At 49.2% G+C, this 14,658-nt stretch carries 13 protein-coding genes; 3 read left to right on the forward strand and 10 right to left on the reverse strand.

Annotation, left to right across the window (positions count from 1 at the left end):
* The first annotated feature begins 2 nt into the window (after nucleotides 1-2).
* On the forward strand, nucleotides 3-788 hold the full coding sequence (locus V1498_RS21430) for an endonuclease/exonuclease/phosphatase family protein (RefSeq protein WP_409296187.1): 786 nt from the start codon (nucleotides 3-5) through the stop codon (nucleotides 786-788).
* Between the two features lie 97 nt (nucleotides 789-885).
* Here V1498_RS21430 and ybaK read toward each other — a convergent pair whose 3' ends face one another.
* Together ybaK and V1498_RS21440 are read right to left on the reverse strand one after the other, a co-directional pair.
* Nucleotides 886-1,362, reverse strand: a complete 477-nt coding sequence (gene ybaK, locus V1498_RS21435) for a Cys-tRNA(Pro) deacylase (RefSeq protein ID WP_409296189.1) — start codon at nucleotides 1,360-1,362, stop codon at nucleotides 886-888.
* A 13-nt stretch (nucleotides 1,363-1,375) separates the two neighbouring features.
* Nucleotides 1,376-3,553 carry a DNA topoisomerase III gene (locus V1498_RS21440; RefSeq protein ID WP_409296191.1) on the reverse strand — a complete coding sequence of 726 codons (2,178 nt, stop codon included), beginning with the start codon at nucleotides 3,551-3,553 and terminating at the stop codon, nucleotides 1,376-1,378.
* A 304-nt stretch (nucleotides 3,554-3,857) separates the two neighbouring features.
* Here V1498_RS21440 and V1498_RS21445 point away from each other — a divergent pair, with 304 nt between their 5' ends.
* Nucleotides 3,858-5,411 carry an ABC-F family ATP-binding cassette domain-containing protein gene (locus V1498_RS21445; protein ID WP_409296192.1) on the forward strand — a complete coding sequence of 518 codons (1,554 nt, stop codon included), beginning with the start codon at nucleotides 3,858-3,860 and terminating at the stop codon, nucleotides 5,409-5,411.
* 188 nt (nucleotides 5,412-5,599) lie between these two features.
* Here V1498_RS21445 and V1498_RS21450 read toward each other — a convergent pair whose 3' ends face one another.
* The 5 genes from V1498_RS21450 to V1498_RS21470 all read right to left on the reverse strand — a co-directional run bounded on the left by V1498_RS21450 (nucleotide 5,600) and on the right by V1498_RS21470 (nucleotide 9,074).
* On the reverse strand, nucleotides 5,600-6,226 hold the full coding sequence (locus V1498_RS21450; protein ID WP_409296193.1) for a response regulator: 627 nt from the start codon (nucleotides 6,224-6,226) through the stop codon (nucleotides 5,600-5,602).
* Between the two features lie 4 nt (nucleotides 6,227-6,230).
* A complete protein-coding gene (locus tag V1498_RS21455; protein WP_409296195.1) occupies nucleotides 6,231-7,259 on the reverse strand; it encodes a sensor histidine kinase in 1,029 nt (342 codons plus the stop codon).
* Entirely contained in the window at nucleotides 7,256-7,987 is a 732-nt protein-coding gene (gene liaF / locus V1498_RS21460) for a cell wall-active antibiotics response protein LiaF (RefSeq protein ID WP_409296197.1), read from the reverse strand. The genes V1498_RS21455 and liaF overlap by 4 nt, the downstream gene beginning before the upstream one ends.
* Before the next feature lie 85 nt (nucleotides 7,988-8,072).
* Nucleotides 8,073-8,714, reverse strand: a complete 642-nt coding sequence (locus V1498_RS21465; protein WP_409296199.1) for a PspA/IM30 family protein — start codon at nucleotides 8,712-8,714, stop codon at nucleotides 8,073-8,075.
* Nucleotides 8,715-8,738: 24 nt separating this feature from the next.
* Nucleotides 8,739-9,074, reverse strand: coding sequence for a flagellar basal body rod protein (locus tag V1498_RS21470; RefSeq protein ID WP_409296200.1), 336 nt, complete (start codon nucleotides 9,072-9,074; stop codon nucleotides 8,739-8,741).
* Nucleotides 9,075-9,310: 236 nt separating this feature from the next.
* Between V1498_RS21470 and V1498_RS21475 the strand changes: the two genes are divergently transcribed.
* Nucleotides 9,311-10,849: an FAD-dependent oxidoreductase gene (locus V1498_RS21475; protein ID WP_409296202.1), complete on the forward strand. Its 1,539-nt coding sequence runs from the start codon at nucleotides 9,311-9,313 to the stop codon at nucleotides 10,847-10,849.
* A 428-nt stretch (nucleotides 10,850-11,277) separates the two neighbouring features.
* Here the strand turns inward: V1498_RS21475 and V1498_RS21480 are convergent, their stop codons facing one another.
* The 3 genes from V1498_RS21480 to V1498_RS21490 all read right to left on the reverse strand — a co-directional run bounded on the left by V1498_RS21480 (nucleotide 11,278) and on the right by V1498_RS21490 (nucleotide 14,557).
* Nucleotides 11,278-12,261 carry a Gfo/Idh/MocA family protein gene (locus V1498_RS21480; protein ID WP_409296204.1) on the reverse strand — a complete coding sequence of 328 codons (984 nt, stop codon included), beginning with the start codon at nucleotides 12,259-12,261 and terminating at the stop codon, nucleotides 11,278-11,280.
* A gap of 106 nt (nucleotides 12,262-12,367) precedes the next feature.
* On the reverse strand, nucleotides 12,368-13,588 hold the full coding sequence (locus V1498_RS21485; protein WP_409296206.1) for an MFS transporter: 1,221 nt from the start codon (nucleotides 13,586-13,588) through the stop codon (nucleotides 12,368-12,370).
* A gap of 78 nt (nucleotides 13,589-13,666) precedes the next feature.
* Nucleotides 13,667-14,557 (reverse strand): NAD(P)/FAD-dependent oxidoreductase, encoded by an 891-nt coding sequence (locus V1498_RS21490; protein ID WP_409296208.1) that lies wholly within the window; start codon nucleotides 14,555-14,557, stop codon nucleotides 13,667-13,669.
* Nucleotides 14,558-14,658: the final 101 nt, after the last annotated feature.

The following is a 14,658-nucleotide window of genomic DNA, read 5'->3' on the forward strand; positions in this document are numbered from 1 at the left end:
AAATGAAACTGCTGACCCTGAATTGCCATTCCTGGCAGGAAGAAGACCAGCTGGATAAAATCCGCATTCTGGCGGAAACCATCGCTGCAGAGGATTATGATGTCGCTGCCCTGCAGGAGGTCAGTCAGCTGGCTTCTGCTCCCCGCCTGACTCCTCCCCTCCGGGAGGGCAACTTTCTGTTGATCCTGCTCGAGGAGTTAAAAAAGATAACCGGCAGGGACTATCATTCTGTATGGGATTTTGCTCATATCGGCTTTGAGGTCTACGAGGAAGGCGCTGCCCTGATATCCAAGCACCCTATCAAAAAGAAGCATTCGTTCTTTGTATCCCAGTCGCAGGATCCTGCTTTCTGGAAAACACGGAAAGTCGTCGGGGCTGCAATTGAAATCGATGGAAAACTGATGAATTTCTACTCCTGCCACCTCGGCTGGTGGGAAGATGAGGAAGAACCCTTCCAAGAACAGGCCGACAGGCTGCTTGCAAATCTCTCAGGCGATGGCACGCATTTTTTGATTGGTGATTTCAACAACAACGCAGGGACCAGGGATCAGGGATATGACTATCTCATCTCCAAAGGGCTCCGTGATACGTATGAACTGGCAGAAAATAAGGATACCGGCATCACGGTTGAGGGAAAAATAGCAGGATGGGACAAAAACACCGAAACCCTCCGCATCGACCTCATACTCGCCAGCCAGCCCATCAAAATCAAAAGCAGCACCGTCATCTTCAACGGCACCAACAGACCCGTCATCTCCGACCACTTTGGCGTCCAAATCGAATTTTAATTGGGGGGCCTGTCCCTATTTCCCGGGGAAATAGGGGACAGGCCCCATTTCCCAGATTATTTCCCAACAAAAAAACACGCAAAATCTGCGTGTTTTTTTATTTTGTCAGTTCGGCCAATTGGGCTTTGGTGGCTGCTGTGAGGTGTAAAAGCTCAAGCTGGAGCTGCACGCCGATTTTCCCGCCGCTTACAATGACGGCCTCGAGGCTTTCGGCACTCTGGTCTATATAAGTGGGGTAAAGCTTCTTCATCCCCACAGGGGAGCAGCCTCCCCTTATATAGCCAGTCCATTTTTGTATCTCCTTCACCGGAAGCATCTCGAGCTTTTTTTCACCGGCAGCCTTCGCTGCCTTCTTCAGGTCGAGCTCATCTTCCACCGGTATGACAAAGACGTGTATGGCATTGCCGCCCCCGATGGTCACGAGCGTCTTGAAGACCATTTCCGGAGGCATTCCAATCTTTGCTGCTACCGAAACTCCGTCTATTTTGCCATCTTTATTGTCATAGGTCAGGAAGGAGTATGGAATTTTTTCTTTATCCAGCATGCGCATGGCATTCGTCTTGGACTGTCCCATATAATTCCCCGCTTTATTTGTCGAATTTCAGCTTGGCAAGCGCATCCGCCAGTGCCGTATTCACCGGCTCGTCTTTCTGCTGATTTTTCAGGTACTTATTCACATCCTGCTTTGTCGCCTTCCCGCTTTTGGAATTGTTCCGCCTTTTTTGGAAGGCAGACATTTTCTCGCGGTGGCCGCATGAGCAGACAAAGATCTGGCCTTCCCCTTCACCCCGGAGCTCAAGCTTCTTATGGCAGACCGGGCATCTGGCATTGGTCGCCCTGGAGACGTTCTTGCGGTGGCCGCATTCCCTGTCCTGACAGACGAGCATTTTGCCGCGCTTGCCGTTTACTTCAAGAAGCAGCTTGCCGCATTCCGGACACCGGCTGCCTGTTACATTATCATGCTTGAACTGTTTGCCGCTGTATTTGATTTCCTGGACAACTGTCTTCGCATAATCTTTCATTTCCTGTATGAACGCATTCTTCGCAAGGCTTCCTTTGGCAATGCGGTCGAGCTTCTGCTCCCATTCGGCTGTCAGTGACGGAGACTTCAGGTCTTCGGGAACCAGGTCAAGCAGCTGGCGGCCCTTGGATGTGATGAAAATATCCTTGCCCTTTTTTTCAAGCAGGAAGCTGTTAAATAATTTTTCAATAACATCAGCCCGTGTGGCAACCGTCCCGAGTCCGCCCGTCTGCCCGATTGTCTTGATCAATTCCTTATCCTCGCCTGCCATATACTGAACCGGGTTCTCCATGGCAGAAAGAAGGGAGGCCTCATTAAAGTGTGCCGGCGGTTTCGTCTCTCCCTGTGTCAGCGCTGCCGACACCTGTTCAAGCGTATCTCCTTTTTGGATTGGCGGAAGCTTCTGGTCATCCGCATCCGCATCGTCATCTTCTGAGGAGTAAACATCCTTCCAGCCAGGCGACTTGACGATTTTCCCCTTGGCCGTAAACTGCTCACCGCCAATTTCGGCAGATATGGAAGTTTGTTCATATTCAAATGGAGGCATCAGGACGGCCAGGAATCTCCTCACTACCAGGTCATAGATCTTCCATTCCTTATCACTGAGCGAGCCGATATAAATGCTCTGTTCGGTCGGGATGATGGCATGATGGTCTGAAACCCTGCTGTCATCAACAAAGGACTTATTGGCCTTTATCCCGTTCTTCAGTACTTTGGCAGCAGCAGAGGAGTATTCCTTATGGCTGCTGGCCTTCACTCTTTCCTTCAGGGTATCCACAATATCTGTGGTGATGAACCGTGAATCTGTCCGGGGATAAGTCAGAACCTTATGCTGCTCATACAGCTTCTGCATGATGGAGAGCGTTTCCTTCGCTGAATAGCCATACCGTTTATTCGCATCCCTTTGCAGTTCAGTCAGGTCATACAGCCCTGGTGCATAGCTCTTCTTCAAGGTTTTCTTAACTTCAGCAACCTTGATTTCCCGGCCGGAAACAGCTTTTAAGACTCGCTCTGCCTTTTCCTTGTCAAAGGTCCTGCCTTCCTTTGTGCGGGCGTCCTGCCACGCGAGCCTAAGCCCATTCGCTATAACATTCACTCCATAAAAGCTCTTCGGCTTGAAGGACTTGATGTCCTCTTCCCTTTTCGCAATGATGGCAAGGGTCGGGGTTTGTACCCGGCCGCAGGACAGCTGGGCATTATATTTGGTTGTAAGGGCGCGGGTAGCATTCAGGCCCACGACCCAGTCAGCCTCTGCCCGGGCTACTGCCGACGCATACAGATTTTCATAGTTTTTGCCGTTCTTAAGCTGGCGGAAGCCTTCATTGATGGCTTTATCTGTGACAGAAGAGATCCAGAGCCGCTTTACCGGTTTCTTGACGTTTGCCTTCTCCAGGATCCAGCGGGCCACAAGCTCCCCTTCCCGTCCTGCATCTGTCGCGATGATCACTTCATTTATATCATTCCGGTTCAGCTGGGACTTCACTGCCTGGTATTGCCTGCTGGTCTGCTTGATCACCACGAGCTTCAGGGATTGAGGAAGCATCGGCAGATCCTCAAGCTTCCAGGCTTTATATTTATCATCATAAACTTCAGGATCCGCAAGCGTGACCAGGTGGCCGAGAGCCCATGTCACCACATAGCGGTCTCCCTCAAGATATCCGTTTCCTTTTTTCGTACAATTCAAGACTCTTGCTATATCTCGGGCCACTGAGGGCTTTTCTGCTAAAACAAGCTGTTTTGCCATACTATAACATCCTTTCAAAAAAGCGTGCTGCCCCTTAAATTTTCTTGCAGGCGCCTTGTTTCACTGCCTGCCTATAGTCCGGTGTCAAAAACCGTGCGGCAGTCCTGTTCACTACTCTTAATTTTAACTGATATTGGCGGAAATTACACCTTCTGCGCTAATCAGGCATCCTGCATCTCCCTGTTTTATGCGGTTTTTTCAACTGGGAAAAATATGGGGGATGGTACTTAAGGCAAGTTTTTAGTATGATGGAGTATAGGAGTTTTATTGACTATACACTAGCAGCGAAAGGGTTTTGAACCAGATGAGCTTACTTACTGTAGATAAATTGGGCCATAGCTTTGGCGACCGCACTTTATTCAAAGATGTCACTTTCCGCCTGCTTCCAGGCGAGCATGTTGGACTTGTCGGCGCAAATGGCGTTGGTAAATCGACCATGATGAATATCATCACAAAACAATTGATACACGATACTGGCCGGGTGGAGTGGACGCCGGGCACTGAATACGGCTATCTTGATCAGCATACCGTCCTTTCCCGCGGCAAATCAATCCGCGGCGTACTGAACGATGCCTTCCTTCCGCTCTTTGAGCAGGAGAAAGAACTTAATGAAGTTACTGAAAAAATGGGTTCTGCTACACCGGAAGAGCTTGAGGAACTGCTTGAGAGAATGGGAGAGATCCAGGATAATCTGGATGCCGGCGGCTTCTATTCAATCGATCTAAAAGTGGAGGATGCCGCCCGCGGACTTGGGCTTGATGCCATCGGCCTTGACCGTGATGTATCTGCTTTGAGCGGCGGACAGCGGACGAAGGTCCTGCTCGCCAAGCTTCTGTTAGAACAGCCCAAGGTTCTCCTCCTGGATGAGCCGACCAACTATCTGGACGTGGAGCATATCAACTGGCTGTCACGTTATCTGAAGGAATATCCGTATGCATTCCTTTTGATTTCACATGACACGGAATTTATGAATGGCGTGGTAGATGTCATTTTCCATCTGGAGTTCTCTAAGCTGACTCGATACACCGCCACATACGAAAAATTCCTGGAGCTTGCTGAGATCAACAAAAACCAGCATATCCAGGCTTATGAGAAACAGAAGGATTTCATTAAGAAGCAGGAAGATTTCATCGCCAAAAATAAAGCACGCTACTCCACGACAGGGCGGGCGAAAAGCCGCCAGAAGCAGCTGGACCGGATGGACCGTATCGACAGGCCGGAAACTGCCATGAAGCCGACATTCGACTTCAAAGAGTCACGCGGCAGCAGCCGGTATGTCTTTGAAGGAAAAGATGTTGAAATCGGCTATGCAGAGCCGCTGCTTCCAAAGCTCAATGTAGTCATCGAGCGCGGCCAGAAAATAGCCGTTGTCGGATGCAATGGTGTCGGAAAGTCGACGCTCCTGAAGACCATACTTGGCAAAATCCAGCCGCTGTCTGGAGAAACCATTCAAGGTGATTTCCTGTTTCCATCTTATTTTGAACAAGAAGTAAAGGCAGGCAGCCTCACACCGATTGACGATGTATGGGCAGCCTTTCCTTCGCTGGATCAATCCCAGGTTCGCGGGATCCTTGCGCGTTCCGGCCTGAAGAATGAGCATATCTCTCGTCCGCTCAGCCAGCTGAGCGGCGGCGAGCAGGCCAAGGTCCGCTTGACCAAGCTCATGCTGAACGAAAGCAACTGGCTCCTGCTCGATGAGCCGACAAACCACCTTGACGTCACTGCCAAGGAAGAGCTGAAGCGCGCCCTGCAAGCATACAAGGGCACCATCCTGCTTGTCTGCCATGAACCTGACTTCTACGAAGACTGGGTAACCGATGTCTGGAATGTTGAAGACTGGGCTGACAGCCAGGCATAATCCTGCACCTGCCATTTTTGGCAGGTGTTTTTTCTGTGGAATAGGGGCGGAGCTCCACTGCAGCCAGGTATGACCATCATTTATCCTGCTGGCATTCCTGTCTCTCGTCTTACTCCGCTTCACCGCCGTAGTGTATTTTTTCCTGCTATTTCTGCCCATAAAACAGCCTGCCCCAAGTGCCGGGCAGGTTATTTCACGATATGATGCTTGAAGGCATAAATGACGGCCTGCGTCCGGTCCTGAACGTCGAGCTTGCTGAGAATGCTGCTGACATGGACTTTGACAGTCTTTAACGCTATGAAAAGTTCATCTGCAATATCCTGGTTTGTTTTCCCATGAGTCATCAGGAGGAGAATTTCTTTTTCACGTGCTGTCAGCTGCTCATGCGGCAGGGCTTTCTGGCGCATTTTCACCATCATTTTCCCGGTCACCTCCGGCTCGAGCACACTCTGCCCGCCATAGGTGCTGCGTACAGCCTCCGCTATTTCACCGGCCCGAGATGTTTTCAGTAAATAGCTTGAAGCACCTGCTTCAAGTGCCGGATATACTTTTTCATCATCAATGAAGCTCGTTACGATGATGATCTTTGCCTCCGGCCACTCAGCCATGATTCTTGTGGTCGCTTCAATGCCGTCCATTTCCTTCATCACCAGATCCATGAGGATAATATCCGGCCTCAATTCAAGGGCAAGCTTCACAGCCTCCCTGCCGTTTTCCGCCTCCCCGGCGACTGTAATATCAGGCTGAGCCGACAGATAAGACCCCACGCCGAGCCGTACCATTTCATGATCATCCACCAGCAATACTCGTATCATACTCTCATCCTTCCTGGATTACCGGGACCTTGACTTCAAGGCGCGACCCTTTATTTTTCACACTGACAAGCTTGAATGTGCCGCCAATCTCAAGAGCTCTTTCCTGCATATTCTGCATGCCGTAAGAACCTGTTTTGGCTTCATCCACATCAAATCCTACACCGTCATCCGAAATCCGCATGATGATGAAGCCATCCCTCTTGATGAGGAGAACCTCAAGAGAAGATGCCTTGGAATGCCTCAGGGTATTAGAGACCGACTCCTGCAGGATCCGGAACAGGTGATCCTCGATTCCCTTGTCAGCTCCCACAGGTTCCAGCTTCCACGAAAGCTCCAGAGGCACTTTATGTTCAAGCTCGGCCAGCAGCTCCTGTATTCCTTCATGCAGCGTCTTTCCCTTCAGCGGCGCCGGCCGCAGGTGAAGAAGCAGGGCGCGCATCTCAAGCTGGGACTGGTGGATCATGCCCTCTACCAGCTTCAGCTGTGAGTCCCTGAGCGAATCGGGTCCATCCGCTGATTCGTTAATCGCAGACATCAGCATGGAAGCGGCAAAGAGCTGCTGGCTGACAGAGTCGTGAAGCTCGCGGGCGAGCCGGTTTCGTTCCCGGGAGACAATCTCCTGGATTCTTTTCTCCTGGACTTCTGCCTTTTCGTTTGCAAACTTTTGGGACTGCTTGATCTGCTCCTTCATATGAATGCGGATACTGTCCATCTTCCTCCGGATGCCGGCAATTTCTGAGAGTGCATCCTTTGCCTCGGCAATATCACGGCCGGCTTCCAGGTCATACAGGCCGTCGCTGATCGTCTTGACCTGCCTCTTCCAGTAAAGCCCTGATCCGGTGCCGAATATAAGGCCGGCAGTGAGGCTGATCCCGGCGAGAAACAGAATCGCCGGAAAATCATAGATCTCCTTTTCCCATAGCAGCTTCCATGACTGGAGCGGAAAAATGATGAAGTAGAGGGGAGAAAGGAGAGCAAACAGCACGAAGGAAAAGAGAATGCCGGCCGCCGTCTGGCGGAGAACGATATTCATATTCTCTTCACCTCTAAATCTCCAGAGAAAAAGGAAGTCATGATTTTCACCTTCTGCCCGGCCTCATCATATCCCGCTGTCTGGCAGGAAAGATTTTTGCTGAATATCCTCGGCTCCCATTCATCAAGGATCCGGGCCGAGCCAATAACGGCCGAATGGTTGACGCTGATCTCCATATCATATGGCACGTGAATCCGTACATTTCCAATAATGTGGCGGATAAAAATGACAGACTGCCCCTTTGGGAGGACGGTGTTGGATAAGTCGATTTCTGTATCGCCAAATGCTCCCTGAATGTTGATGTCATTCCATTCATACACATGCTCGCCCACGGATTTGGACCCATAAAAGCGGTTCTGCAGGAGCGATTCCTTTTTTATCAGTGACTCTTTCTCCACCTCTGTTTTTTCTAAAACAATCGGGCGGATTTTACGCGGCTCTTTCTTTGATTGTTGATAAAGAATAAAAAAATAAGCAATCAATGCAAGTATGAAAAACTTGGCAGCAAACATCCTGAGCACTGCCGCGGCCAGGGAGAATACACCGAGCCAGAATAATATCTTTCCATATGTTTTCGTATATCTCTTCTTCCCTATATAGATAAACAGGATTGAAAGCAAGAGGGAGAAAACCAGGCCGCTGTGGAAAAATAATAGCTCTATGAAGATCAAGAATACAGACAGCCAGATCAAAAGATTAATATGGCCGGTGTTCAATTTATTCAGCACGGCGTTTCCCCCTTTCAAAGACATTTCTACGGTTTAAGAGGCGAAAGCAGTATCTTTCGCCTCTCTCCAATATATCATGAGTTTCTTATGAAATAGAATGGGTTTCTTTATCCTGCAAATCTTTTTCAAGCAACGCAATTCGGCTGTCGATCGTGCTCTCCATATAAGAAGAAGCGGTTTTCTGTTCCAGGCGGCCAATATAGCCCTCACATTCCCCGAAGCGGGATGATTTGCTGCCATATCCGCCCTGCATAACCTTATTGATCTTGTGGCTGGCTCTGGCTGCGTTTTCCTTGCCCATCAGTTCCATGCGTTTGATCTGCATGTCTTTTAATTTATGCTTCATTTCCTCGTATCTTCTCTCAAGATCCGCCAGCTGGCCTGCAGCCTCGGTATGAACGGTTTTAATATAGGCTGCTCTTTCCGTATACTGGCTGGCCTCTGCCTGAGCAAAATCGTGCAGTCCTTGTTCATTGGCCCTCTGTGCAATGTCTGCCTGGACTTTCCGCTTCTCGGCCATCTCAAGCGCACCTTGATATTCCCGGTTGAATTCTTCTGTGAGCAGCGACTGGCGCTCCACCAGCTTACTCACCCGCTCTGCTTCTTTTTCACATTCCCGCAGATACTGATTCAGCAGTGCCAGCGGATTTTTTTGTTCCTTTTGGTCCAGCAGCTCGTGGAAATCAGCTGCTACTGTGTTTTTCAATCTGGTGAATAAGTTATTCATCTCAAGTCTCTCCTTTGTTTTTCCTTATTTTAGACGTGCCCATTCTTTCTCGAAATTCACAAATGGATCATTTTCAACTCTGTCTTCCTTTTCTTTGTTCCAATTTTTCCAGATCAGGTATAAAACATAGGCTGCTGCCACTCCAATAAGTGCCGGCACATTGGAGATGGAGCCTGCGATGGCAACCAGGCCAAGCATGCCCCAGGCAGCTTTGCCCCAGGCGGATTCCGCCTTCATGAATTTTTTCGCTGCAAAGTATAGGACAGCAAGCCCTATCGCAAGGCCGATCATTGGTGCAAGGTTCGCAATCAATATGATTGCTGCAGCTGCCCCTCCTGCAATCAAACCAGCTTTTTTCATAAGTTTGTGCCTCCCTTCTTATAGTTCTATCTTAACGATCTGCTGTATTTTCCATAACGTACCACGGCTATATTTTCAATTAGGTCCTGAGGCGTAGTTAAAATGGGATAGCTTGCGTTTCCCCGGCCGGCATAAGGGTAAATTTTGTGAGAATGGGTATTCATAATCTAAAAATGGAAAAAATAAGGCGAAATGTGGATTTTCATTCCAGATCGATCCTATTAGGAGGTACGCTGATGTCAGAACACCCTTTTAAACCGATGCCCGAAAAGCCTGAGCCTTACTGGAGGACGAGTGCGGAGATCAAGTCCTTCCCAGCTCTTAATGAAAACAAGGAAACTGATGTATTAATCATTGGCGGCGGAATCACCGGCGTCACAGCCGCTTATCTTCTCGCGAAGGAAGGGCGAAAAGTGACCTTGATCGACGCAGGGCGTGTCCTGAATGGCATTACCGGTCATACCACCGCCAAGATCTCTTCCCAGCACAGCCTGATTTATGACAAGCTGATCAAGGAAAGCGGCGAAGAACATGCAAAGCTGTATTATGAAGCCAATCAAAATGCGCTTCAATTTATAAAGAAAACAGTGGAGGAGAATGGAATTTCCTGCGATTTTTCCACTCAGGATTCCTATGTATTCACGGAGGACAGCGCTTACCTGCCTAAGCTTGAGGATGAAGTGCGGGCCTATGAACAGCTCGGGATTGACGGGACATTCGTCCAGGAAACCCCGCTGTCCTTCCCTGTCAAAGGGGCCGTGCTCATGCGGAACCAGGCGCAATTCCATCCCCTGCAATATCTTTCATACCTGGTGGACCAGATTGTGTCGCTTGGCGGCGAGATTTATGAAAACACCGTGGCCGGCGATGTAGAAAACGGCCCGCCTGCCGTTCTCACCCTGAAAAACGATGCTAAAAACGAAATCACCTGCCAGTCCATGCTGATCTGCTCGCACTACCCTTTCTATGCTCAAGAAGGGAAATATTTTGCAAGGCTCCAGCAGGAACGCTCATATGTAATTGCCGTAAAGACGGAGAAGGAATTCCCGGGCGGAATGTATATCAACGCAGAGAAACCGACCCGCTCCCTCCGGTATACAATGTTCGACGGAGAGAAGGCGGTCCTCTTTGGCGGGGACGGCCACAAAACGGGGCAGGATCTCGATACACAGGATTATTATGAAGAACTGGTCCCCTATGCCGAAAAGACATATGGAGTGAAGGAAATCCCGTATAAATGGTCTGCCCAGGATATCCACACCCTTGACAGCATTCCCTATATCGGGAACCTGACAGAGGATTATGATCATGTGTATGTGGCAACCGGTTTTGCAAAATGGGGGATGACAAACGGGACAAACGCAGCCCTCATGCTCAGGGACTATGTGATGGGCCGCGAGAATCCCTATAACGAAGTCTTCACACCCCGCCGTGTGAATGCCGGCACAAGTGTGAAAAATTTTGTCAAAGAAAACCTCGATGTGGCGAAGCACTTCATTGAGGGCAAGCTGGACAAACCCAACCACACACTGGATGAAGTAGGCATAGACGAAGCAAAAGTGGTCGAGGTCAACGGACAGAGGGCCGGGGCTTACCGCGATAAAGGCGGGCAGCTTCATGTGATAGATACGACCTGTACCCACATGCTTTGTGAGCTGAACTGGAATAATGGGGACCGCTCCTGGGACTGTCCATGCCATGGATCAAGATTCTCGGTAACCGGGGATGTGCTAGAAGGACCGGCCAAGAAGCCGCTGAAGAAAATCGACTTTTAATTAATTCCAACTGGCCCGGGAGAATATCCCGGGCTTTGCTGCGCCGCTGAATTTCTGTCAGCAGTTCAAAATCGAAAGCGGCGAGTAAATCAGTCCTTTCGGATAGTAAAATCCCCTTTTCGGATAGTAAATGTTCATTTCGGATAGTAAAGTAGGCGGTTTGGATAGTAAGATCTGGAGTTCTGATAGTAAAGGTCTCAGTTCGGCGAGAAAAGGGCTGCTCAGCACCATAATGATGCTTCTCTGAGGTGAAAAACAGATAATTTTAATTAAAATTACAGGTAAGTGAACGAAAAACACCAGAAAATAAGAAATACGGTAAAACGTGCTATTTTATCACCTGATCAATTGTAGGTTATAAAACCTTGCTACCTAAAACAAGAGGATAAATTAAATAGAGACTGACCCAAAAGGCCAGCCTCCTGTTTTTATTTTTCTGTGCCAAACACGATGCCATTCTGCTTCCTGGCCTCTTCCGTGATAGACAGGACGAGGCGGCTTAATTCCTTAAGCTTCTCATATTGAACCTTGTCCCCTGTTTCTATGACAGATACCAGATTCTCAATTTCATACAACATGTCGTTTTCCACCTGCTGAGTTCCAAGGCTTTCTTTTTCACGGGTGCCGTTATCAACGAAGGAGATCCTCCCGATCGGCGATACCTTATCCAGGATGAACGATCCCTTTTCTCCATGGATTTCACTTTCAATATACGATTGCGAAATTTTCGAGAAAAGGACGGTACAGACGAAGGAGCCGTATTCCAGTACAAGTGTCCCGCTTCCGTCCGCGCCGTTTCTGAGAAGTACCGGATGGTAGCTGATCTTTTCCGGTTTCCCGAACAGACCCGCTGCCACATAAAGGGGATAAACCCCGAGATCGGTCATGGCTCCGCCTGAAAATTCAGGTGAGAAAACATTCGGATCCTGTCCATCAAGGAACGCATCATAGCGCGAGGAGTACTGAAGATAATGAAAGAGGGCGCTGCGGATTGTCCCGGCCTTTTCCAGTTTATCTTTTAAAATTTCAAAATTAGGTGAGTGGATGTTCCGAATCGCTTCAAGTACATACACGCCATGCTCTTCTGCAAGCTGATAAATCTCATCCCATTCCTTCAGATTGGAGAAAATAGGCTTTTCACAGATCACATGCTTTCCATGCTGAATCAGCACCTTTGCCTGTTCAAAATGGTGCGAATTGGGTGATGCTATGTATACTGCTTCGACCTGTTCGCTTGCTGCCATTTCCTCCAGGTCGTTAAATGCATATTCAGCCCCATGCTTTGCAGCGAACTTCTCTGCCTTTTCCACCGAGCGTGAATACACAGATGTCAGGGTTAAACGCCCCGAAGAAGCTGCTGCCTCAATAAATGATTCCGTTATCCAGCTTGTACCGATCGTTCCCAGCTTCAATAAAATCGCCTCTTTCTGTTACAGATGACTTTAGTATAAGCGATTCCAGCCCGCTCATAAACCAAAAGGGCCCGGGAGCATGTAAGCCCCTGCGCCCTTCTTTGCCTCAGCGTTCCTGCAGCTCTATATTCCTGGTTTCTTTTCCAAAGAACAGGACAGCTGCAGCCCCAATGAGGACAGCGATGCAGAATATCGTGAAAATAGTTGTAATGGACGTCTTCTGGGCCACAAGGTAGCCGACCAGCAAGGGTCCCAGGACACCGCCGACACGGCCGAATGAAGCAGCCATCCCTGCACCCGTCCCGCGTATTATAGTCGGGTACTGCTCTGGCGTATAGGCATACAGCGCTCCCCAGGCTCCAAGATTGAAGAACGAAAGGAAAATTCCCGATCCAATCAGCATGGCAAGAGACTCAGCCTGCCCAAAGAAGTAGGCACTTACAGCGGTCCCGGCGAGATAGGTGACCAGGACAAATTTCCTTCCCATTCTTTCAATAAACCAGGCAGCCGTAAAATAGCCGGGCAGCTGGGCCAGAGTCATGATCAATACATATTGAAAGCTCTTGATCAGGGTAAAGCCCTTCAGAACCATCACACTAGGCAGCCAGAGGAACATTCCGTAGTAAGAGAAAACCACACAGAACCACAGCACCCACAGCGTGGCGGTCTGCTTGCGGTACTTTGGCGCCCATACACCTGCAAGATTCTGCCATACAGAAGGCTTGTCTTTGTCCTTGATGCGTTCATAACGCGGTGAATCCGGAAGATTCAGCCTTAAGTAAAGGGCATAGAACGCAGGGATGACACTGATCAGCAGCGCTGCCTTCCAGCCATACTCCGGAATCACAAAATAAGAGATCAAGGCAGCGATCAGCCAGCCGCCAGCCCAGAAGCTTTCAAGCAGGACAACCACCTGCCCGCGCTTCTCGGCAGGAACACTTTCAGATACCAGCGTGGAAGCCACCGGAAGTTCTCCCCCAAGCCCCATCCCTATAAAGAAACGAAGAATCAGGAAGGCGGCAAGAGATCCGGTGAAGGCAGACAGTCCGCTTCCGATCGAGAATAAAAGCAAGGTAATGATGAACACATTTTTACGGCCGATTCTGTCTGCCATAAGTCCGAACAGCAGGGCACCCACAGCCATGCCGATGGAGTTCACACTGCCGATCCAGCCCACCTGGCTCGAAGTAAGTCCCCAATCTGCGGCCAGTGCCACCATGATAAAGGAGAGCATGCCCACATCCATCGCATCGAACAGCCAGCCAAGACCGGCTACCCCTAACAGTTTTTTATTATTTTTGTCAAAAGCTGCAGCACTCTTTTCCATACGACCCTCCTGGTTACTTTTCATAAATAAGACACTTGAAACTATATCAAGTGTCATTACATCTGTAAATACCTTTTGCTAAAATAGGCTCTTATGAATCCAGATGGCTGCCTGGAGGCCGTCTCCCATGGCGATTGCCACCTGTTCGGAATGGACGGTAACATCCCCTGCAGCCCATACATTCTCTACGTTGGTCATCTTGGTTCTCGGATTAACCTTAATATGGTTATTATCCATCACTTCCACACCAAGTTCTCTGGCAAGCTTCGATTTCACCTCATTGCCGCCGAATGCCAGGAAGCACTTACCGGCATCAAGCTCCTCTCCGCTTTCAAGTACAAAGCCCTGGAAGCAATGCTCGTTCCTTTTTACCCCGGCTATTTTTTCTTCTCTGTATTCGATATTTTTATCCTTCAATTTCTGCAGCAGCTCAGGTTTGACAGGTTTTTGTTCATGATTGATATAAACGATGCTGTCTGACCAATAAGAGATGGTGAGCGCCATATTTGCCCCAGGATTGCCGGACCCTGCCACAAGCGTCCGCTTGCCGCGGATTTCAAAACCATCGCAGTCCGGGCAGATATAGGCACTGTTTCCGAGACAGTGGTAAATTTCCGGAATATCAGGAATCCTGTCGAGGATGCCAGTTGCGATCAGGAGTCTTCTGGCTTCATATTCTTTTCCGTTTTTAGTTTTTATGAGGAAGCCATCATCCTTTTTCTCTGCTGACTCCGCAACATCCTCCGTAAATTGGGTGCCTACTGCTTCTGCCTGTTTCCTGCCGTTCCTCCGCAGCTCCTCTCCGCTTATTCCGTCCGGCCAGCCTAGTATGTTGTGATATTCTTTGCAAAAAACTGATCTTCCATGCTTCGAATCTATAACAAGCGCCTTACGCTGAGCCCTTCCAAGCTGTATGGCTGCCTGAAGGCCCGCAATCCCGCCGCCAATAATCACCACATCGTAAAGCATATATAACTTCCTTTCATTAAAGGCTCGAGGACTGTATCCTTAAGTCCTAGTATTTAATATTCAAGCAGCTTTTATGTTAGGCTTTTATCCCTCGGGAACAA

It is taken from the genome of Paraperibacillus marinus (assembly GCF_046237605.1).
Classification (GTDB): domain Bacteria; phylum Bacillota; class Bacilli; order Bacillales; family DSM-1321; genus Paraperibacillus; species Paraperibacillus marinus.